The 19,302-nt window shown below is 65.7% G+C and carries 20 protein-coding genes; all 20 read left to right on the top strand.

Annotated features, from left to right (window positions below; genetic code table 11):
• Positions 1 to 49 precede the first annotated feature (49 nt).
• Positions 50 to 415 (top strand): NADH-quinone oxidoreductase subunit A, encoded by a 366-nt coding sequence (locus AC07O0_RS08810; RefSeq protein ID WP_137880769.1) that lies wholly within the window; start codon positions 50 to 52, stop codon positions 413 to 415.
• Between the two features lie 79 nt (positions 416 to 494).
• On the top strand, positions 495 to 1,073 hold the full coding sequence (locus tag AC07O0_RS08805) for a NuoB/complex I 20 kDa subunit family protein (protein WP_454027335.1): 579 nt from the start codon (positions 495 to 497) through the stop codon (positions 1,071 to 1,073).
• Positions 1,070 to 1,393 (top strand): hypothetical protein, encoded by a 324-nt coding sequence (locus AC07O0_RS08800; protein ID WP_494621995.1) that lies wholly within the window; start codon positions 1,070 to 1,072, stop codon positions 1,391 to 1,393. Before AC07O0_RS08805 ends, AC07O0_RS08800 begins: the two co-directional genes overlap by 4 nt.
• 4 nt (positions 1,394 to 1,397) lie before the next feature.
• Entirely contained in the window at positions 1,398 to 2,003 is a 606-nt protein-coding gene (locus AC07O0_RS08795) for an NADH-quinone oxidoreductase subunit C (RefSeq protein WP_494621993.1), read from the top strand.
• Positions 2,004 to 2,007: 4 nt separating this feature from the next.
• Entirely contained in the window at positions 2,008 to 2,460 is a 453-nt protein-coding gene (locus AC07O0_RS08790; RefSeq protein WP_494621991.1) for a GFA family protein, read from the top strand.
• Positions 2,460 to 2,864, top strand: a complete 405-nt coding sequence (locus AC07O0_RS08785; protein ID WP_494621989.1) for a hypothetical protein — start codon at positions 2,460 to 2,462, stop codon at positions 2,862 to 2,864. The genes AC07O0_RS08790 and AC07O0_RS08785 overlap by 1 nt, the downstream gene beginning before the upstream one ends.
• A gap of 3 nt (positions 2,865 to 2,867) precedes the next feature.
• Entirely contained in the window at positions 2,868 to 4,058 is a 1,191-nt protein-coding gene (locus AC07O0_RS08780) for an NADH-quinone oxidoreductase subunit D (protein WP_454027339.1), read from the top strand.
• Positions 4,058 to 5,299 (top strand): NADH-quinone oxidoreductase subunit NuoE, encoded by a 1,242-nt coding sequence (gene nuoE, locus AC07O0_RS08775; protein WP_494621987.1) that lies wholly within the window; start codon positions 4,058 to 4,060, stop codon positions 5,297 to 5,299. The genes AC07O0_RS08780 and nuoE overlap by 1 nt, the downstream gene beginning before the upstream one ends.
• A gap of 11 nt (positions 5,300 to 5,310) precedes the next feature.
• Positions 5,311 to 6,615 (top strand): NADH-quinone oxidoreductase subunit NuoF, encoded by a 1,305-nt coding sequence (nuoF, locus tag AC07O0_RS08770; protein WP_494621985.1) that lies wholly within the window; start codon positions 5,311 to 5,313, stop codon positions 6,613 to 6,615.
• A gap of 4 nt (positions 6,616 to 6,619) precedes the next feature.
• Positions 6,620 to 8,683, top strand: coding sequence for an NADH-quinone oxidoreductase subunit NuoG (gene nuoG / locus AC07O0_RS08765; RefSeq protein WP_494621983.1), 2,064 nt, complete (start codon positions 6,620 to 6,622; stop codon positions 8,681 to 8,683).
• A gap of 7 nt (positions 8,684 to 8,690) precedes the next feature.
• Entirely contained in the window at positions 8,691 to 9,710 is a 1,020-nt protein-coding gene (gene nuoH, locus AC07O0_RS08760) for an NADH-quinone oxidoreductase subunit NuoH (protein WP_454027343.1), read from the top strand.
• Positions 9,710 to 9,949: a hypothetical protein gene (locus AC07O0_RS08755; protein ID WP_346356999.1), complete on the top strand. Its 240-nt coding sequence runs from the start codon at positions 9,710 to 9,712 to the stop codon at positions 9,947 to 9,949. The genes nuoH and AC07O0_RS08755 overlap by 1 nt, the downstream gene beginning before the upstream one ends.
• Positions 9,950 to 9,970: 21 nt before the next feature.
• Entirely contained in the window at positions 9,971 to 10,459 is a 489-nt protein-coding gene (gene nuoI / locus AC07O0_RS08750; protein ID WP_057192642.1) for an NADH-quinone oxidoreductase subunit NuoI, read from the top strand.
• A 129-nt stretch (positions 10,460 to 10,588) separates the two neighbouring features.
• Complete coding sequence (locus AC07O0_RS08745; RefSeq protein WP_137880615.1) at positions 10,589 to 11,212, top strand: NADH-quinone oxidoreductase subunit J; 624 nt, start codon at positions 10,589 to 10,591, stop codon at positions 11,210 to 11,212.
• Positions 11,209 to 11,517: an NADH-quinone oxidoreductase subunit NuoK gene (nuoK, locus tag AC07O0_RS08740; protein WP_494621979.1), complete on the top strand. Its 309-nt coding sequence runs from the start codon at positions 11,209 to 11,211 to the stop codon at positions 11,515 to 11,517. Before AC07O0_RS08745 ends, nuoK begins: the two co-directional genes overlap by 4 nt.
• Before the next feature lie 26 nt (positions 11,518 to 11,543).
• Complete coding sequence (gene nuoL, locus AC07O0_RS08735; protein WP_494621977.1) at positions 11,544 to 13,589, top strand: NADH-quinone oxidoreductase subunit L; 2,046 nt, start codon at positions 11,544 to 11,546, stop codon at positions 13,587 to 13,589.
• Positions 13,590 to 13,593: 4 nt separating this feature from the next.
• A complete protein-coding gene (locus tag AC07O0_RS08730) occupies positions 13,594 to 15,105 on the top strand; it encodes an NADH-quinone oxidoreductase subunit M (RefSeq protein WP_494621975.1) in 1,512 nt (503 codons plus the stop codon).
• Between the two features lie 10 nt (positions 15,106 to 15,115).
• Positions 15,116 to 16,546, top strand: coding sequence for an NADH-quinone oxidoreductase subunit NuoN (nuoN, locus tag AC07O0_RS08725; protein ID WP_494621973.1), 1,431 nt, complete (start codon positions 15,116 to 15,118; stop codon positions 16,544 to 16,546).
• A 115-nt stretch (positions 16,547 to 16,661) separates the two neighbouring features.
• Entirely contained in the window at positions 16,662 to 17,441 is a 780-nt protein-coding gene (locus AC07O0_RS08720) for a biotin--[acetyl-CoA-carboxylase] ligase (protein ID WP_494621971.1), read from the top strand.
• A 107-nt stretch (positions 17,442 to 17,548) separates the two neighbouring features.
• Positions 17,549 to 19,219, top strand: a complete 1,671-nt coding sequence (locus tag AC07O0_RS08715; protein WP_494621969.1) for a ribonuclease J — start codon at positions 17,549 to 17,551, stop codon at positions 19,217 to 19,219.
• Positions 19,220 to 19,302: the final 83 nt, after the last annotated feature.

Below are 19,302 nucleotides of genomic sequence, written 5' to 3'. Positions count from 1 at the left end.
GCCGCCTCGGCGCCGGGTTGAAGCGGGGTGACAGATGCAAGCTCTTCCTGTGCAGTCCCTGCTGTCGGACTACCTGCCTCTGGCGATCTTCATCGGCCTGTCGCTGGTGATCGGCTTGGCGCTGCTGATCGCCCCGTTCGCCGTGGCCTATTCCAAGCCGGACGCCGAGAAGCTCTCCGCCTATGAGTGCGGCTTCAACGCCTTCGACGACGCGCGCATGAAGTTCGACGTGCGCTTCTATCTCGTCGCCATCCTCTTCATCATCTTCGATCTCGAGGTCGCCTTCCTCTTCCCCTGGGCGGTCGCCTTCGGCGGCCTCGGCTGGGTCGGCTTCTGGTCGATGATGGTGTTCCTGGGCGTTCTGACGGTCGGCTTCGTCTACGAGTGGCGCAAGGGTGCGCTCGAGTGGGACTGATCGCTTTGTCGCAGAGACCTGATACGCTCCTGTCCGTGTTCTTACATTCGACGAAACCTAAAGGTTCGAACTGATGGCCATGACAGCGATCGATCGCGGTGATCCGCTCGTCGCGCCGGCACCCAGGGGCCTGCTCGGCCCGGATGGCAAGCCGCTCGGCACGCGCGATCCCTATTTCGTCGAGATCAACAACGAGCTGGCGGACAAGGGTTTCCTCGTCACGGCGAGCGACGACCTGATCAACTGGGCCCGCACCGGCTCGCTGATGTGGATGACCTTCGGCCTCGCCTGCTGCGCGGTCGAGATGATGCAGCTCTCCATGCCGCGCTACGATGTCGAGCGTTTCGGCTTCGCCCCGCGCGCCAGCCCACGCCAGTCGGACGTGATGATCGTCGCCGGTACGCTGACCAACAAGATGGCTCCGGCCCTGCGCAAGGTCTACGACCAGATGCCGGAGCCGCGCTACGTCATCTCGATGGGCTCCTGCGCCAATGGCGGCGGCTATTACCACTACAGCTATTCGGTGGTGCGCGGCTGCGACCGCATCGTGCCGATCGACGTCTATGTGCCCGGCTGCCCGCCGACCGCGGAAGCGCTGCTCTATGGCGTGCTGCTGCTGCAGAAGAAGATCCGGCGGACCGGGACGATCGAGCGGTGAGCGAAGCTGGCGCCAGCGTGATGCGGCAATGGCGGGCAAGAGCCACGCCGGAGGGAGCGCTCGCCTATCGCGCGCACCTGTCCGGTTCGGTGCTGCCGCAGCTGCAGGCGCTGGCCGGCTTTCGCGGCGTTTCGCTGCTCAACCGCCCGGTTGCCGGCGAAGTCGAGATCACCGTGCAGACCCGCTGGGACAGCATGGCAGCGATCGTGGCTTTTGCGCAGCCGGAGCTGGAAGCAGCAGTGGTCGAGCCAGCGGCTGCAGCCGTGCTGTTGAGCTATGATGACGTGGTGACGCATCACCAGGTCATTCTCGAAGGATGATGCGATGAGCGAAGCGCTCGTGACATTGGGCGAAGAGATCAAGGCGGCGCTGCCCGGCGCGGTGAGCGATGTCGTCGTCGCCTATGACGAGCTGACCGTGCTCGCCGAGGCCGCCGAGATCGTGCGGGTCCTCAAGACCCTCTATGACGATCCGCGCTTCCGCTTCGTCAATTTCACCGACATCGCCGGCGCCGACTATCCGCAGCGCGAGAAGCGCTTCGAGGTCGTCTATCACCTGCTGTCGCCGCGCCATAACCGGCGCATCCGCGTCAAGGTCCAGGCCGACGAGGCGACCCCGGTCCCTTCCGTGATCGAGGTCTTCCCGGCGGCGAACTGGTACGAGCGCGAGGCCTACGACTTCTACGGCATCCTGTTCTCGAACCATCCGGACCTGCGCCGCATCCTCACCGATTACGGCTTCGAGGGTTATCCGCTGCGCAAGGACTTTCCGCTGACCGGCTTCGTCGAGGTCCGCTATGACGACGAGCAGAAGCGCGTCGTCTACGAGCCGGTGAAGCTGAACCAGGAGTTCCGCAACTTCGACTTCCTCTCGCCCTGGGAAGGGACGGAATACGTCCTGCCGGGCGACGAGAAGGCCAAGGTGGGCTGAGCCGATGGGCGAAGGCCACACACTTTCAGGCGGCTGTCTTTGCGGCTCGGTTCGCTTTACGGCGACGCTGGCGAAGCCGGAGATGGACGTCTGCCATTGCGACATGTGTCGCAAATGGAGCGGCGGCGTGCTGATGACCGTGCCCTGCACGGAGGTTGCGGTCGCCGACGAGACGCATCTTGCCGTCTACACCTCGTCCGAATGGGGTGAGCGCGTCTTCTGCCGCAATTGCGGCACCAGCCTGTTCTGGCGCCAGCGTTCCGGCGAGGGCCATGTCGCGGTGGCGTTCCCGAGCCTCGACAATCCTTCCGATCTCGTCTTCGCCGAAGAGATCTTCATCGACGAGAAGCCTGACCTCTACGCCTTCGCGGGCGAGCGTCGCCGCAAGACCGGCGAGCAGGTGATCGCCGAGTTCACGGCTCAGTTCGGAGCGCAGCAGGCCGGAGGGCGCGAATGATGAGTGCCTTTCGCTATCGCCGCGGATTGAAGAGCCTGGCGGCCGTTTTGCTCGTGGCTTTGGCCCCGGCTGCATGGGCTCAGCAAACGCGCTCAGTGACGGTGCGCCTCCCGAACGAACAGGAAGCGACCCTGATGGGCGTTCAGGTCTTTCGGATGGCCTTGGCGGCGGAGCATGTCCTGAAGGCCTGCGCTCCGCAGATCGTGCGCTCGGCCGTGGCCGAACCCTCCTATGTTCGAAGCATGTTGAGCCAGGCCGCCACGCTGCCGAGTTACGATCGCGAAGAGGTTCTCGCGGCGGCTTCGGAAAATTCAGCGAATGCCACCGCCTGCAAGCGATATGCGGGCCGCCTCAAATCCGATCCGCTTGAGAACATCTTTCTCCAGCCGCAGAAACGGTCCTGAACCATGACCGAACACAACATCCGCAACTTCTCGATCAATTTCGGCCCGCAGCACCCGGCCGCACACGGCGTGCTGCGCCTGGTGCTGGAGCTCGACGGCGAGATCGTCGAGCGCGTCGACCCGCATATCGGCCTGCTGCATCGCGGCACCGAGAAGCTGATCGAGCACAAGACCTATCTCCAGGCCGTGCCTTATTTCGACCGGCTCGACTATGTCGCGCCGATGAACCAGGAGCACGCCTTCGCGCTTGGCGTCGAGAAGCTGATGGGCGTGACCGTGCCGCGCCGCGGCCAGCTGATCCGCGTGCTCTATTCCGAGATCGGCCGCATCCTCTCGCATATCCTCAACGTCACCACGCAGGCGATGGACGTCGGCGCGCTCACCCCGCCGCTCTGGGGCTTCGAGGAGCGCGAGAAGCTGATGATCTTCTACGAGCGGGCCTGCGGCGCGCGCATGCACGCGGCCTATGTCCGGCCGGGCGGCGTCCACCAGGACCTGCCGACCTCGCTGATCCATGACATCGCCGAATGGTGCGATCCGTTCCTCAAGGTCTGCGACGATCTCGAAGGCCTGCTCACCGACAACCGCATCTTCAAGCAGCGCAATGTCGACATCGGCGTCGTCGATCTCGAAACCTGCTGGAAATGGGGATTCTCGGGCGTGATGGTGCGCGGCTCCGGCGCGCCCTGGGACCTGCGCAAGTCGCAGCCCTATGAGTGCTACGAGGAGATGGAATTCGACATCCCCGTCGGCAAGAACGGCGATTGCTACGACCGCTACTGCATCCGCATGGAAGAGATGCGCCAGTCGGTGCGCATCATGAAGCAGTGCTGCGAGAAGCTGCTCTCGGCTGACGGCGGCGGGCCGATCTCCTCGCTCGACGGCAAGATGGTGCCGCCCAAGCGCGGCGAGATGAAGCGCTCGATGGAAGCGCTGATCCACCACTTCAAGCTCTACACCGAGGGCTACAAGGTGCCCGAGGGCGAGGTCTATGCGGCCGTCGAGGCGCCGAAGGGCGAATTCGGCGTCTATCTCGTCTCCGACGGCACCAACAAGCCCTATCGCTGCAAGATCAAGGCGCCGGGCTTCGCCCATCTCCAGGCCATGGATTTCATGTGCCGCAAGCACATGCTCGCCGACGTCTCCGCGATCCTCGGCTCCCTCGATATCGTCTTTGGTGAGGTGGACCGCTGATGTCCGTCCGTCGTCTCGCGCCCGATCACGTTCAGCCTGCCTCCTTCGCCTTCACCGCGGCGAACGAGAACTGGGCCGATCAGCAGATCGCCAAATATCCCGAGGGCCGCCAGGCCTCGGCCGTCATCCCGCTGCTCTGGAAAGCGCAGGAGCAGCATGATGGCTGGCTGCCGCGTGCCGCGATCGAGGAGGTCGCCCGCAAGCTCGGCATGGCGCCGATGCGGGTGCTGGAGGTCGCGACCTTCTACACCATGTTCAGCCTGCAGCCGGTCGGCCAGCACTTCGTCCAGCTCTGCGGCACGACGCCCTGCGCGCTGCGCGGCGCCGAGGCGCTGAAGAAGGTCTGCGAGGAGGTCATCGGTCCGCAGTCGACCGTCACCGCCGACGGCAAGCTCTCCTGGCTCGAGGTCGAATGCCTCGGCGCCTGCTGCAACGCCCCGATGGCGCAGATCAATTTCGACTATTACGAAGACCTGACGCCCGAGAATTTCCGCAAGCTCCTCGGCGATCTGCGCGAGGGCCGGCCGACCAAGCCCGGCCCGCAGGTCGACCGCTCCTGCTCGGAGCCGCTTGGCGGCGGCGAGACGCTGAAGGATCCGGCCCTCTTCGACGGCTCGATGATCGGTCTGGGCGACTGGCAAAAGCGCATCACCACCCAGCGCGAAGAAGCGATCAAGATCGCCAGCGAGAAGGCCGCGGCCGAGGCCAAGGCCAAGGCGGAAGCCGAGACGGCGGCCGCGACGGCCAAGGCCGGCCCGACCGACGTCAAGACCGCGCCGGCTCCCGAGGCCGCTGCGCCAGCTCGTCCCAAGCCGTCCGAACCGAACCAGCCGGCGAGCGCCGCGCAGGACACTCCGTCGGCGACGAGCAAGGCGATCAAGGACACCGCCAAGAGCGAGGCTCCGAAGGCGCCGGCTGCCAAGGCCGCGCCGGCTGCCGAACCCGCCGCCGCAGTTGCCGAGTCGAAGCCCGAGTTGCTCACCGCGGCCCGCGGCGGCAAGGGCGACGACCTCGAGCTCATCTGGGGCGTCGGTCCCAAGCTCGGCAAGATGCTCAACGAGATGGGCATCTGGCATTTCGACCAGGTTGCCGCCTGGACCCCCGCCGAGCTCGCCTGGGTCGATGCCCGGCTGACCGGCTTCAAGGGCAGGGCGGTCCGCGACGACTGGATCTCGCAGGCGAAGAAGCTCGCTACCGGCTGGCGGCCGGAGAGCAAGCTCGGCGACAAGCCGGCGAACTGAGGCGAACAACGATGCTTGCTGATCGCGACCGCATCTTCACCAATCTCTACGGCCTTCACGACCTGTCGCTGAAGGGCGCCATGCAACGTGGCGCCTGGGACGGCACCAAGTTCCTGCTCGAACAGGGGCGCGACTGGATCATCGACGAGATGAAGAAGTCGGGCCTGCGCGGGCGCGGCGGCGCCGGCTTCCCCACCGGCCTGAAATGGTCGTTCATGCCCAAGCAGAGCGACGGGCGCCCGCACTACCTCGTCGTCAACGCCGACGAGTCGGAGCCGGGCACCTGCAAGGATCGCGAGATCATGCGCAACGACCCGCATACGCTGGTCGAGGGCTGCCTGATCGCCTCCTTCGCCATGGGTGCGCATGCGGCCTACATCTACATCCGCGGCGAATATGTCCGCGAGCGCGAGGCGCTGCAGCGTGCCGTCGACGAGGCCTATGAGGCGAACCTCATCGGCAAGAACAACAAGCACGGCTATCCCTTTGATCTCTATGTGCATCACGGCGCCGGCGCCTATATCTGCGGCGAAGAGACGGCGCTGCTCGAGAGCCTCGAGGGCAAGAAGGGCATGCCGCGGCTGAAGCCGCCTTTCCCGGCCAATGTCGGCCTCTACGGTTGCCCGACCACCGTCAACAACGTCGAGTCGATCGCGGTCGCGCCGACCATCCTGCGCCGCGGCGCCAGCTGGTTCTCCTCGATCGGCACGTCGAACAATGTCGGCACCAAGCTGTTCTGCGTCTCTGGCCATGTGAACAAGCCCTGCAACGTCGAAGAGGCGATGGGCCTGACCTTCCGCGAGCTGATCGACCGCCATTGCGGCGGCATCCGCGGCGGCTGGGACAATCTCAAGGCGGTCATCCCCGGCGGCTCCTCGGTACGCATGGTGCCGGCCGAGCAGATCATCGATACGCCGATGGATTTCGACTCGCTCTCGAAGCTGAAGTCGGGCCTCGGCACGGCGGCGGTGATCGTGATGGACAAGTCGACCGACATCATCCGCGCCATTGCCCGCATCAGCTATTTCTACAAGCATGAGAGCTGCGGCCAGTGCACGCCCTGCCGCGAAGGCACCGGCTGGATGTGGCGTGTCGTCAACCGCATGGCCGAAGGCCGCGCCCAGAAGCGCGAGATCGACATGCTGCTCGATGTGTCGAAGCAGATCGAGGGCCACACCATCTGCGCGCTGGGCGATGCTGCCGCCTGGCCGATCCAGGGCCTGATCAACCATTTCCGTCACGAAATCGAGCAGCGCATCGACGACTATGCCGCCAACCCGCATGGCGAGCCGGTCAGGCTCATGGCGGCGGAGTGAGACTATGACCAAACTCCTCATCGACGGCATCGAGGTCGACGTTCCGCCGGAGTACACCGTGCTCCAGGCCTGCGAGGCGGCGGGCGCCGAGGTGCCACGCTTCTGCTTCCATGAGCGGCTCTCGATCGCCGGCAATTGCCGAATGTGCCTGGTCGAGGTTAAGGGCGGCCCGCCGAAGCCGCAGGCTTCCTGCGCCATCGGCGTGCGCGACCTGCGCCCCGGCCCGAACGGCGAGCCGCCGGTCGTGCTGACCAAGTCGCCCATGGTCAAGAAGGCGCGCGAAGGGGTGATGGAGTTCCTGCTCATCAACCACCCGCTCGACTGCCCGATCTGCGACCAGGGCGGCGAGTGCGACCTGCAGGACCAGGCCATGGCCTACGGCGTCGACACCTCGCGCTATGCAGAGAACAAGCGCGCCGTCGAGGACAAGTATATCGGCCCGCTGGTCAAGACCTCGATGACGCGCTGCATCCAGTGCACGCGCTGCGTCCGCTTCACCACCGAGGTCGCCGGCGCCTCCGACCTCGGCGCGATCGGCCGCGGCGAGGACATGGAGATCACCACCTATCTCGAGCACGCGATGAGCTCGGAGCTGCAGGGCAATGTCGTCGACCTCTGCCCGGTCGGCGCCTTGACCTCCAAGCCCTACCAGAACAAGGCCCGGCCCTGGGAGCTGACCAAGACCGAATCCATCGACGTGATGGACGCGGTCGGCTCGGCCATCCGCGTCGACTCGCGTGGCCGAGAGGTGATGCGCGTGCTGCCGCGCGTCAACGAGGCGGTGAACGAGGAGTGGATCTCCGACAAGACCCGCCACATCGCCGACGGTCTTCGGACCCAGCGTCTCGACCGCCCCTACATTCGCGAGAACGGCGCGCTGCGCCCGGCGAGCTGGAACGAGGCGCTCGCGCTGGTCGCCTCCAAGCTCAAGGCCGCCAAGCCCGAGCGGATCGGCGCCATCGCCGGCGATCTCGCCGCGGTCGAGGAGATCTATGCGCTGAAGGCGCTGATCGCAGGCCTCGGCTCGAACAACCTCGATTGCCGCCAGGATGGCGCCAAGCTCGACCCGGCCTTCGGCCGCGCCAGCTATATCCTCAATACCGGCATCGCCGGTATCGAGGACGCGACCTCGCTGCTGATCATCGGCTCGAATCCGCGTCGCGAGGCGCCGATCGTCAATGCCCGCATCCGCAAGCGCTGGCTGCGCGGCGACTTCAAGGTCTCGCTGATCGGCGAGAATGTCGACCTGACCTACGCCTATGACTATCTCGGCGCCGGCCCTGAGACGCTGGCCGATCTGGTCAAGCGCGCGACGGCGGCCGGTGAGCGGCCGATGGTGCTGGTCGGGCAGGGCGCTCTTTCCCGCAAGGATGGCGCTGCCGTGCTCTCGCTCGCGGCCAAGGCCGCTGAGGTGCTCGGTGCGGTCAAGGACGGCTGGAACGGTTTTGGCGTGCTGCACACCGCGGCGGCCCGCGTCGGCGCGCTCGATCTCGGCTTCGTCCCGGGCGAGGGCGGTCTCGACGTCGCCGGCATGACGGCGGCGGGCGCGCTCGACGTGCTCTTCCTGCTCGGTGCCGACGAGATCGAGGTGCCGGCCGGCGCCTTCGTGATCTACCAGGGCAGCCATGGCGACAAGGGCGCCCACCGCGCCGACGTGATCCTGCCGGGGGCTACCTACACCGAGAAGTCCGGCACCTACGTCAACACCGAGGGGCGGGTGCAGATGGCGGCCCGCGCCACCTTCCCCCCCGGCGACGCCAAGGAGGACTGGGCGATCCTGCGGGCACTCTCCGCTTCGCTCGGCAAAGCGCTGCCCTTCGACTCGCTGTCGGCGCTGCGCCGCGAGCTCTATGCCGCCCATCCGCATTTCGCGGCCGTCGACACGGTGGCGGAGAGCGATCGCGCCGGTCTGGCGAAACTGGCCGGGCAGGGCGGCGCGACCGAGAAGGCTGGCTTCGTCCCGGCCATCGCCGATTTCTACACCACGAACCCCATCGCCCGCGCTTCGGCGGTGATGGCGGAATGCTCGGCGCTGGCCTCCGGCCGCATGCGCCAGGCGGCGGAGTAAGCCTCAGATGAACTGGGACCTCGTCCTCGACCTCGCGATCATCGCCGGCAAGAGCCTGCTGCTGCTGGTCTGCCTGCTGGTCTTCATCGCGTTCATCCTGCTGGCCGACCGCAAGATCTGGGCGGCGGTGCAGCTGCGCCGCGGCCCGAACGTGGTCGGCCCCTTCGGCCTGCTGCAGAGCTTCGCCGACTTGTTGAAATTCGTCTTCAAGGAGCCGATCATCCCGTCGGGCTCCAACAAGGGCGTGTTCCTGCTGGCGCCGCTGATCTCCTGCATGCTCTCGCTGGCGGCCTGGGCGGTGATCCCGGTGGCGGAAGGCTGGGCGATCGCCGACATCAATGTCGGCATCCTCTACATCTTCGCGATCTCCTCGCTCGGCGTTTACGGGATCATCATGGGCGGCTGGGCTTCGAACTCGAAGTACCCGTTCCTCAGCGCGCTGCGCTCGGCGGCGCAGATGGTCTCCTACGAGGTCTCGATCGGCTTCGTGATCGTCACCGTGCTGCTCTGCGTCGGCTCGCTCAATCTCTCGGCGATCGTCGAGGCGCAGAATTCGAAGGCGGGCCTGTTCGGCTGGTACTGGCTGCCGCTCTTCCCGATGTTCATCGTCTTCTTCATCTCGGCGCTGGCCGAGACGAACCGGCCGCCCTTCGATCTGGCCGAGGCGGAATCGGAGCTCGTCGCCGGCTTCATGGTCGAGTACTCCTCGACCCCGTATCTGCTGTTCATGCTCGGCGAATACGTGGCGATCATGACCATGTGCTCGCTGACCACGATCCTGTTCCTCGGGGGCTGGCTGCCGCCGTTCCCGATCGCGCCTTTCACCTGGCTGCCGGGCGTGTTCTGGTTCGCGCTCAAGGTCTGCATGGTCTTCTTCATGTTCGCGATGGTGAAGGCCTTCGTGCCGCGCTACCGCTATGACCAGCTGATGCGGCTGGGCTGGAAGGTCTTCCTGCCGCTGTCGCTGGCTTGTGTCGTGATCGTTGCGGCGGTGTTGCAGATCACCGGTTGGGGGCCCGCTCCCTGATGGCGGGGCAGGCCGGCCTGATCGGAGCCCTGATCGGCTTCGTCGTCGGCCTGATCGAGTATCGGCTCGTAACGGGCGTTGTGGTCGGCGCATTGCGCCGCACCGACAGCTCGCAGACGCAGGCCGAGAAGGATGATTACGAACGGCGCATCCGCCTGTTGAAGGCGGCTGTGCTGGTGGTTTCGGTGGGCGGGCTGCCCATCGTCGGTTACCTGATCGGCCGGACTTTGTTCGGCTGAGACGAGAGAAGGACGAGTAGGATGTCACTCGCGCAAGCCGCCAAGGGACTGCTCCTCAAGGAGTTCGTCGGCGCGTTCGCCTTGTCGATGCGTTACTTCTTCAAGCCGAAGGCGACGCTGAACTATCCCTTCGAGAAGGGCGTGCTCTCGCCGCGCTTCCGGGGCGAGCACGCGCTGCGCCGCTATCCGAACGGCGAGGAGCGCTGCATCGCCTGCAAGCTCTGCGAGGCGATCTGCCCGGCGCAGGCCATCACCATCGAGGCCGGCCCGCGCCGCAATGACGGCACCCGCCGTACGACGCGCTACGACATCGACATGACGAAGTGCATCTATTGCGGCTTCTGCCAGGAGGCTTGCCCGGTCGATGCCATCGTCGAGGGCCCGAATTTCGAGTTCGCTACCGAGACGCGCGAGGAGCTGTTCTACGACAAGGACAAGCTGCTCGATAACGGCGCCCGCTGGGAACGCGAGATCGCGCGCAACATCGCGATGGATGCGCCGTATCGCTGAGGATTGCGGCCCGTCGCGCGGTTGTCGCGCTAGGCGGGCCTGACTATAGACGCTCCAAACTGCGGCGGGACTCGGGCCCGCCGTTTGACGAAACGAGGGCCGCCCGCAAGGGCGGAAAGGCTGGCGAAGATGAATGCCGCAGCGGCTTTCTTCTATCTCTTCTCAGGCGTCACCATCGCCTCGGCGCTGATGGTGATTTCGGCGCGCAACCCGGTTCATTCGGTGTTGTTCCTGATCCTCGCCTTCGTCAACGCGGCGGGCCTGTTCCTGCTGCTCGGGGCCGAGTTCCTGGCGATGCTGCTGGTCGTCGTCTATGTCGGCGCCGTCGCGGTGCTCTTCCTCTTCGTGGTGATGATGCTCGACGTCGATTTCGCCGAGCTGCGCCAGGGCTTCCTGCAATATCTGCCGATCGGCGGCCTGATCGGCCTGATCTTCGCGGTCGAGCTCCTGCTGGTCGTAGGTGCCTGGGTGATCGACCCGCAGATCGTGCGCGCTCCGGTCGCCGCGATCCCGGCCAACGTCACCAACACGGCGGCGCTCGGCCAGGTGCTCTATACGAAGTACATCTACTACTTCCAGGCCGCCGGCCTCGTCCTCTTGGTCGCGATGATCGGCGCGATCGTGCTGACGCTGCGCGACCGCAAGGGCATCAAGCGCCAGGATATCCCGACGCAGAACGCCCGCACCAAGGAAGCGGCGATGGATGTGAAGAAGGTGCCCTCGCGCGCCGGCGTTCCCGAGGAGATGGCGTGATGGTCGGGCTTGGCTCTTATCTGGCGGTCGCCGCGATCCTGTTCACGCTCGGCGTGCTCGGCATCTTCATCAACCGCAAGAACGTCATCGTCATCCTGATGTCGATCGAGCTGATCCTCCTCTCGGTCAATATCAACTTCGTCGCCTTCTCGAGCTTCATGAACGACATCGTCGGCCAGGTCTTTGCCATGCTGGTGCTGACCGTCGCCGCTGCCGAGGCTGCGATCGGGCTCGCCATTCTCGTCGTCTACTTCCGCAACCGCGGCACGATCGCGGTGGAAGACATCAACATGATGAAAGGCTGAGCGCGGCAACGCGCCCGTAACCTGCCATGTATCAAGCGATCGTCTTCCTCCCCCTGATCGGCTTCCTGATCGCCGGCCTCTTTGGCCGGCTGATCGGCGCGCGCGCCTCGGAGATCGTCACCACCACGCTGCTGCTGATCTCGGCGGCGCTGTCCTGGGTCTCCTTTGTCCAGGTCGGCTTCGGCTCCGGCACCACCCGCGTCCAGGTTGCGACCTGGCTGGCCTCGGCGGATCTGCGCGTCGACTGGGCCTTCCGCATCGACACGCTGACCGCGGTCATGCTGGTCGTCGTCAACACCGTCTCCTCGCTCGTGCACTTGTACTCGATCGGGTACATGCACGAGGATCCGCATCGGCCGCGCTTCTTCGCCTATCTGTCGCTGTTCACCTTCGCCATGCTGATGCTGGTGACGGCCGACAACCTCGTCCAGATGTTCTTCGGCTGGGAAGGCGTCGGCCTCGCCTCCTATCTGCTGATCGGCTTCTGGTATCAGAAGCCCTCGGCCAACGCCGCGGCGATCAAGGCCTTCGTCGTCAACCGCGTCGGTGATTTCGGCTTCCTGCTCGGCATCTTCCTGGTTTTCGTGCTGACCGGATCGGTCGCCTTCGACAGCATCTTCCCGCAGATCGCTGGTCTCACGGAGCGCAGCTTCCGCTTCCTCGGCTATGACTGGAATGCGCTGACGCTGACCGCCTTGCTGCTATTCATGGGCGCCATGGGCAAGTCGGCGCAGTTCCTGCTGCACACCTGGCTGCCGGACGCGATGGAAGGGCCGACCCCGGTCTCGGCGCTGATCCATGCCGCGACCATGGTCACCGCCGGCGTCTTCATGGTGGCGCGCCTGTCGCCGATCTTCGAATACGCCCCGGTCGCGCTGACCGTCGTCGTCGTCATCGGTGCCACCACGGCCTTCTTCGCCGCGACCGTCGGCCTGGTGCAGAATGACATCAAGCGTGTCATCGCCTATTCGACCTGCTCGCAGCTCGGCTACATGTTCGTGGCGATGGGCGTCGGCGCCTATTCGGCCGGCATTTTCCATCTCTTCACCCACGCTTTCTTCAAGGCGCTGCTCTTCTTGGGCGCCGGCTCGGTCATCCACGCGATGCACCACGAGCAGGACATGCGGAACATGGGCGGCCTCAGGAAGCACATCCCGCTGACCGCAGCGGCGATGACGATCGGCACGCTGGCGCTGACCGGCTTCCCGCTCTTCGCCGGCTACTTCTCCAAGGATGCGATCATCGAGAGCGCCTATGCCTCGGTGGCGCATGGCGGCTTCGCCAGCTCCTACGCCTTCGTGCTGCTGGTCGTCGCCGCGCTGATGACCTCGTTCTACTCCTGGCGGCTCTACTTCATGACCTTCGAGGGCAAGCCGCGCTGGGCTGGCCATGGTCACGGACATGACGCGCACGGTCATGACGATCACGCGCATGGCCACGGGCACGACGATCACGCCCACGCAGCGCATGCCCACGACGATCACGGCCACGGTCATGGTCACGACCACACGCCGCATGAGAGCCCGCTCTCCATGCTGATCCCGCTCGCCGTGCTCTCACTCGGTGCACTCGCGGCCGGCTACGTCTTCAAGGAGGCGTTCATCGGCCACGACTACGAGCATTTCTGGAAGGCGGCGCTGTTCACCGGCAAGGACAACCACATCCTGCACGCCATGCACGAAGTGCCGAAATGGGTGGTCTGGTCGCCTTTCGTGGCGATGCTGATCGGCTTCCTGCTGGCGCTCTACATGTACGTGCTGCGCCCGGACGTGCCCGGCAAGCTCGCTGCCGCCAATCCGGTTCTCTACAAGTTCCTGCTCAACAAGTGGTATTTCGACGAGATCTACGACTTCCTGTTCGTGAAGCCGGCGATGTGGCTCGGCCGCTTCCTCTGGAAGAAGGGCGACGGCGCCGTCATCGACGGCCTCGGCCCGGACGGGGTCTCGGCCCGTGTCGTCGACGTGACCAACCGGGTCGTGCGGCTGCAGACCGGCTATGTCTACCACTATGCCTTCGCCATGCTGATCGGCGTCGCCGGGCTGGTGACCTGGTACCTCATGGCCCGCGGGTGAGATGATGTTAGGCTTCGGTATCCTCACCGGTCTCCTGGTCCTGCCGCTGGTCGGCGCCGCGTTCATCCTGACGCTGCGCGGCGACGAGGCCTCGGTCAATTCCAACTCCCGCTGGGCGGCGCTCTTCTTCACGGTGGGGACATTTGTTCTCGCCCTGGTCGCCTGGGGCCGTTTCGACTCGGCCAATCCCGGCTTCCAGATGGTCGAGAGCCATGCCTGGGTCTCGGACATCATCAAGTTCAAGCTCGGCGTCGACGGCTTCTCCTTCCCCTTCGTGGTCCTGACCGCCTTCCTGATGCCGTTCTGCATCCTGGCGTCCTGGACCTCGGTCGAGAAGCGGGTGCGCGAATACATGGTCGCGTTCCTGATCCTCGAGGCGCTGATGATTGGCGTCTTCGTCGCGCTCGACCTCGTGCTGTTCTACCTGCTGTTCGAAGCGGGCCTGATCCCGATGTTCCTGATCATCGGCATCTGGGGCGGCAAGCGCCGGGTCTACGCGTCGTACAAGTTCTTCCTCTACACGCTGCTCGGCTCGGTGCTGATGCTGCTCGCCATCATGGCGATGTACTGGAACGCCGGCACCACCGACATCCCGACGCTCCTGGCCCACAAGTTCCCGGTCCAGATGCAGCCCTGGCTCTGGCTCGCCTTCTTTGCCTCCTTCGCGGTGAAGATGCCGATGTGGCCGGTCCATACCTGGCTGCCCGACGCGCATGTCGAGGCGCCGACGGCCGGCTCGGTCATCCTGGCGGCGATCCTGCTGAAGATGGGCGGCTACGGCTTCATCCGCTTCTCGATCCCGATGTTCCCTGACGCCTCGGCGATGTTCGCGCCGTTGGTCTTCGCGCTCTCCGTCATCGCCATCATCTACACCTCGCTGGTGGCGCTGATGCAGGAGGACATCAAGAAGCTGATCGCCTACTCCTCGGTGGCGCATATGGGCTTCGTCACCATGGGGCTGTTCACCCTGACGCCGCAGGGCATCCAGGGCGCCATGTTCCAGATGGTCAGCCACGGCCTGGTCTCGGGCGCGCTCTTCCTTTGCGTCGGCGTGATCTACGACCGCATGCACACCCGCGAGATCGCCGCCTATGGCGGCCTGGTCAACCGCATGCCGCTCTATGCGGTGGTGTTCATGATCTTCACCATGGCCAATGTCGGCCTGCCCGGCACCGCCGGCTTCGTCGGCGAGTTCCTGACGCTGATGGGCGCCTTCAAGGCCAATCCCTGGGTGGCGTTCCTGGCGACCACCGGCGTGATCCTGTCGGCGGGCTATGCGCTCTGGCTCTATCGCCGCGTCGTCTTTGGCGAACTGGTGAAGCCCGGGCTCAAGGATATCACCGACCTCAACGCCCGCGAGATCGCGATCTTCGTGCCGCTCGTCCTGCTGACGATCTGGTACGGCATCGCGCCCGGCACGATCCTCGACGCCTTCGCGGCGCCGACCGAAGCCCTCATCAAGAATTATCAGGCCGCCATCACCGCCGCGAAGACGGCGATGCTGGCAGTCCAGTAAGGCTGCTCCGATGACCACCTTGCCTGCTCTCGGTCCGGCGCTTCCGGAAATCGTCATGGCGCTCGGCGCCATCGCCATGGTGCTCTACGGCGCGATCCAGGGCGAGCGCTCGACGCGCACGCTCGAGATCGCGGCGCTCGCGCTGCTGGCTCTGGCGCTGGTGCTCGTCCTGCGCGGCGAGGGCAAGGTCGTCACCTTCAACGGCGCCTTCATCGCCGACGGCTTCGCCCGCTTCATGAAGGTGCTGACGCTGATCGGCGCCGCGGCCGCGATCGTGCTCTCGGCCGATTTCCTGCGCCGCGACGGCGCTATGCGCTTCGAGTTCCCGATCCTCGTCGTCCTCGCCACCGTCGGCATGATGATGATGATCTCGGCCAGCGACCTGATCGGGCTCTATGTCGGCCTCGAGCTGCAATCGCTCGCGCTTTACGTCGTCGCCGCCTTCGACCGCGACAATCCGCGCTCGACCGAGGCCGGCCTGAAATACTTCGTCCTCGGCGCGCTCTCCTCCGGCATGCTGCTCTATGGCTCATCGCTGGTCTATGGCTTCACCGGCACGGTGAGCTATGCCGGCATCGCCGAGGCGGTGAAGGGCGGTCATCCCGGAATCGGCCTGATCATCGGCCTCGTCTTTGTCGCCGCCGGTGTCGCCTTCAAGATCTCGGCCGTGCCGTTCCATATGTGGACGCCTGACGTCTACGAGGGCGCCCCGACCCCGGTCGCGGCCTTCTTCGCCTCGGCGCCGAAGATGGCGGCGATGGCGATGACCGTGCGCATCTTCGTCGGCGCCTTCCCGGGTGCGCTGCACGACTGGCAGCAGATCATTGTCTTCATGGCGATTGCCTCGATGGCACTCGGCGCCTTCGCCGCGATCGGCCAGACCAATATCAAGCGACTGCTGGCCTATTCCTCGATCGCCAATATGGGCTATGCGCTGGTCGGCCTCGCCGCCGGTACGGCTGCCGGCGTCCAGGGCGTGATGACCTATATGGCGATTTACCTCGCCACCACGCTCGCCGCCTTCGCCTGCGTCTTGATGATGAATCGCAACGGCAAGCCGGTCGAGGAGATCGGCGAACTCGCCGGGCTGTCCCGCACCAATGGCTGGATGGCGTTCGCGATGTCGATGATGATGTTCTCGCTCGCCGGCATCCCGCCGCTCGCCGGCTTCTGGGCGAAGTGGTACGTCTTCCTCGCCGCGATCGAGGCCAAGCTCTACGTGCTCGCCGTCGTCGGCGTCGTCACCAGCGTCGTCGGCGCCTATTACTATCTGCGCATCGTCAAGGTGATCTATTTCGACGACGCCAAGCCCGCCTTCGACAAGGGCGATGCCGGGGTGCGCACCGTGCTGCTGATCTCGGCGCTGTTCGTGCTGGTGCTGTCTTTCCTGCCGGCGCCGCTGTTCGATTCCGCTGCTGCGGCGGCGAAGTCGCTATTCTGATGTTCCGCCGTCATTCTCGGGCGAAGCGAAGCGCAGACCCGAGAATCTCAGGACCAGAAGACGCTGGTTTCCGAGATGCTCGGGTCAAGCCTGAGCATGACGACCTGGGATCGGCATGCTGAGCGAATCCGCACGCGCCGCCGGCTATCGCCTGATCGTCCGTGACGAGGTCGCCTCCACGATGGAGGAGGCGCGGCGGGCGCTGGGAGAAGGCGATCCCGGGCGGCTCTGGATCGTCGCCCGGAGCCAGAACGCCGGCCGCGGCCGGCATGGCCGGCACTGGGGCTCTCCGCCCGGTAATCTCTACGCCAGCCTGCTCCTGGTCGCGCCCTGCGAGCCGGCGCTCGCGCCGCAACTCGGCTTCGTCGCCGGCCTCGCCTTGCATGATGCAGCAGCGGCGGTGACCGGGCTGTCCCATCCGGCGCTCGCTCTGAAATGGCCGAACGACCTCTTGATCGACGGCGCCAAGACCTCGGGCCTATTGCTGGAGGGCGAGAATCGGGCAGGGCAGTTCAACGTCATCATCGGTATCGGCGTCAACGTCGCCTCCGCACCGGAGGATACGCCCTATCCGGCGACACGCCTTGCCGCGCACGCCGACGAAGCGAATGTCGAACGCCTGCTGCTGGCACTGTCCGACGCCTGGCATCAGCGCTTCTCGGCCTGGTCTTTGCCCGGTGGCTTCGGCCCAACCCGCTCCGCCTGGCTCGAACGTGCCGCCTATCTCGGTGAGACCATCACCATGCGCCTGCCGGAGGGCCCGGTCTCCGGTCGCTTCCTCGGCCTCGATGCATCCGGACGGCTGGAACTCGAAATCGAGGGCGGAAGGCGGCTGATCGACGCCGGCGACCTCTATTTCGGCTCGACATCGACATCGCAAGCTCCGGCAGGTTGATGCAAGGCAGTCTGCCTCTCCTGCCGCTATGGAGACGCGTCGGAGAGCATGCTAGGCCTGCCCGCCGCCCGCTTTGCCCGCCTCAGCATAGAATGTCAGGATAGCCAGTGACCCGTTCCAGCGACCAGCTTGTCTTCGTTCCGCTCGGCGGCCTTGGCGAGATCGGCATGAACGCCGCGCTCTACGGCTTCGGGCCGGAGAAGAAGCGCAAATGGATCCTGGTCGATTGCGGGCTTTCCTTCGCCGGGCCGGAGGTGCCGGGCGTCGACATCGTCCTGCCCGACCTCAGCTACATCATCGAGGACCGGGCCAACCTGCTCGGCATCGTCATCACCCACGCGCACGAGGACCATATCGGCGCGCTCGCCGCGCTCTGGCCCTCGCTGCGCGTGCCGGTCTGGTGCACGCGCTTCGCCGCCGGCCTGCTGGCGACGCGGCGCTTGTCGGAGCCGGGCGCCCCCAAGGTCGAGATGAACATTGTCGCCCAGGGCGGCCGCTTCACGCTCGGGCCCTTCGACATCGAGTTCGTTCCGGTTGCCCATTCGATCCCGGAATCGAACGCGCTCGCCATCCGCACCGCGGCTGGCCTCGTCGTCCACACCGGCGACTGGAAGATCGACCCGACCCCGCGCGTCGGCCTGCCGACCGACGAAGCCCGCCTGCGCGAGCTCGGCGAGGAGGGCGTGCTGGCGCTGGTCTGCGACTCCACCAATGTCCTGCGCGACGGCATCAGCCCGAGCGAGGCGGATGTCGCCGCCAAGCTGAAGGAACTGGTCGCCTCCGCGCCTAACCGCGTCGCCGTCACAACCTTCGCCTCGAACGTCGCCCGTCTGCGGGCGGTCGCCGAAGCCGCGATGGCCAATCAGCGCGAGGTCGTCGTGGTCGGGCGCGCCATGGACCGGGTCATCGATGTCGCCCGCGAATGCGGTTTTCTCGACGGCATTCCGGCCTTCCGCGGTGTCGAAAACTATGGCTATCTGCCGCGCGACAAGGTCGTCGCGCTGGTGACCGGCAGCCAGGGTGAGCCGCGCGCCGCGCTCTCGCGTATCGCCGCGGACGATCACCCCGAGATCGCCCTTTCGCCCGGTGACCGGGTGATCTTCTCCTCGCGCACCATTCCCGGCAATGAGAAGGCGGTCGGTGCTATCCTCAACCGGCTGGCGCGCGACAACATCGAGATCATCACCGACCGCACTCATCTGGTGCACGTCTCAGGCCACCCCAGGCGCGAGGAGCTGGCGCGGCTCTATGGCTGGCTGAAGCCGAAGATCGCGATCCCCGCCCATGGCGAGGACCTGCACCTCTCCGAGCACGCCACCTTCGCCCGCAGTCTCGGCGTCAAGCATGTGCTGCGCGCCGGCAATGGCGACGTCGTCGCGATCGCCGAGGACGGTGCCCGCAAGCTCACCGAGGTCCAGCACGGCCGGCTCTACCAGGATGGCGAGTTGCTGGTCGGTGCGCTCGACCGGACGATCCCAGAGCGTCGCAAGCTCTCCTTCGCCGGTGTGATCTCGATCGCGGTGGCGCTCGACGAGAAGGGCGAACTCGCCGGCGATCCCGAAGTCGCGCTGATCGGCCTGCCGCTTGCCGCCAAGGACGGCACCCCCTTCGACGACATCGTCGCCGACGCGGTCGAGGACCTGATCGAGGGCCTGCCCAGGGGCAAGCGCCGCGATCCCGAGGCCGTGCGCAATGCCCTCGAACGTGGCGTCCGGAGCGCCGTCAACGAGGAGTGGGGCAAGAAGCCGCTGGTGAACGCGCTGGTGATCACGGTGTAGGATCGGGCATGGTTTCGGGGTTGGCTTGATCAAGTTCGGATTTGAGCCGACCCTGTGTCGTCACCTCTCGCTAAGGCCTTGCT

This window comes from Allobosea sp. GW821-FHT10B12 (assembly GCF_059415545.1).
Note: the sequence above shows the minus strand (reverse complement) of the source record. Positions and strands in the feature narration are given on the sequence as shown.

What these genes read in the sequence shown, in the direction of transcription:
- AC07O0_RS08805 (WP_454027335.1), top strand. Translation starts at nt 495, where the DNA reads ATGACAGCGATCGATCGCGGTGATCCGCTCGTCGCGCCGGCACCCAGG.
- AC07O0_RS08795 (WP_494621993.1), top strand. Translation starts at nt 1,398, where the DNA reads ATGAGCGAAGCGCTCGTGACATTGGGCGAAGAGATCAAGGCGGCGCTG.
- AC07O0_RS08790 (WP_494621991.1), top strand. Translation starts at nt 2,008, where the DNA reads ATGGGCGAAGGCCACACACTTTCAGGCGGCTGTCTTTGCGGCTCGGTT.
- AC07O0_RS08785 (WP_494621989.1), top strand. Translation starts at nt 2,460, where the DNA reads ATGAGTGCCTTTCGCTATCGCCGCGGATTGAAGAGCCTGGCGGCCGTT.
- AC07O0_RS08780 (WP_454027339.1), top strand. Translation starts at nt 2,868, where the DNA reads ATGACCGAACACAACATCCGCAACTTCTCGATCAATTTCGGCCCGCAG.
- nuoE (WP_494621987.1), top strand. Translation starts at nt 4,058, where the DNA reads ATGTCCGTCCGTCGTCTCGCGCCCGATCACGTTCAGCCTGCCTCCTTC.
- nuoF (WP_494621985.1), top strand. Translation starts at nt 5,311, where the DNA reads ATGCTTGCTGATCGCGACCGCATCTTCACCAATCTCTACGGCCTTCAC.
- nuoG (WP_494621983.1), top strand. Translation starts at nt 6,620, where the DNA reads ATGACCAAACTCCTCATCGACGGCATCGAGGTCGACGTTCCGCCGGAG.
- nuoH (WP_454027343.1), top strand. Translation starts at nt 8,691, where the DNA reads ATGAACTGGGACCTCGTCCTCGACCTCGCGATCATCGCCGGCAAGAGC.
- AC07O0_RS08755 (WP_346356999.1), top strand. Translation starts at nt 9,710, where the DNA reads ATGGCGGGGCAGGCCGGCCTGATCGGAGCCCTGATCGGCTTCGTCGTC.
- nuoI (WP_057192642.1), top strand. Translation starts at nt 9,971, where the DNA reads ATGTCACTCGCGCAAGCCGCCAAGGGACTGCTCCTCAAGGAGTTCGTC.
- AC07O0_RS08745 (WP_137880615.1), top strand. Translation starts at nt 10,589, where the DNA reads ATGAATGCCGCAGCGGCTTTCTTCTATCTCTTCTCAGGCGTCACCATC.
- nuoL (WP_494621977.1), top strand. Translation starts at nt 11,544, where the DNA reads ATGTATCAAGCGATCGTCTTCCTCCCCCTGATCGGCTTCCTGATCGCC.
- AC07O0_RS08730 (WP_494621975.1), top strand. Translation starts at nt 13,594, where the DNA reads ATGTTAGGCTTCGGTATCCTCACCGGTCTCCTGGTCCTGCCGCTGGTC.
- nuoN (WP_494621973.1), top strand. Translation starts at nt 15,116, where the DNA reads ATGACCACCTTGCCTGCTCTCGGTCCGGCGCTTCCGGAAATCGTCATG.
- AC07O0_RS08720 (WP_494621971.1), top strand. Translation starts at nt 16,662, where the DNA reads ATGCTGAGCGAATCCGCACGCGCCGCCGGCTATCGCCTGATCGTCCGT.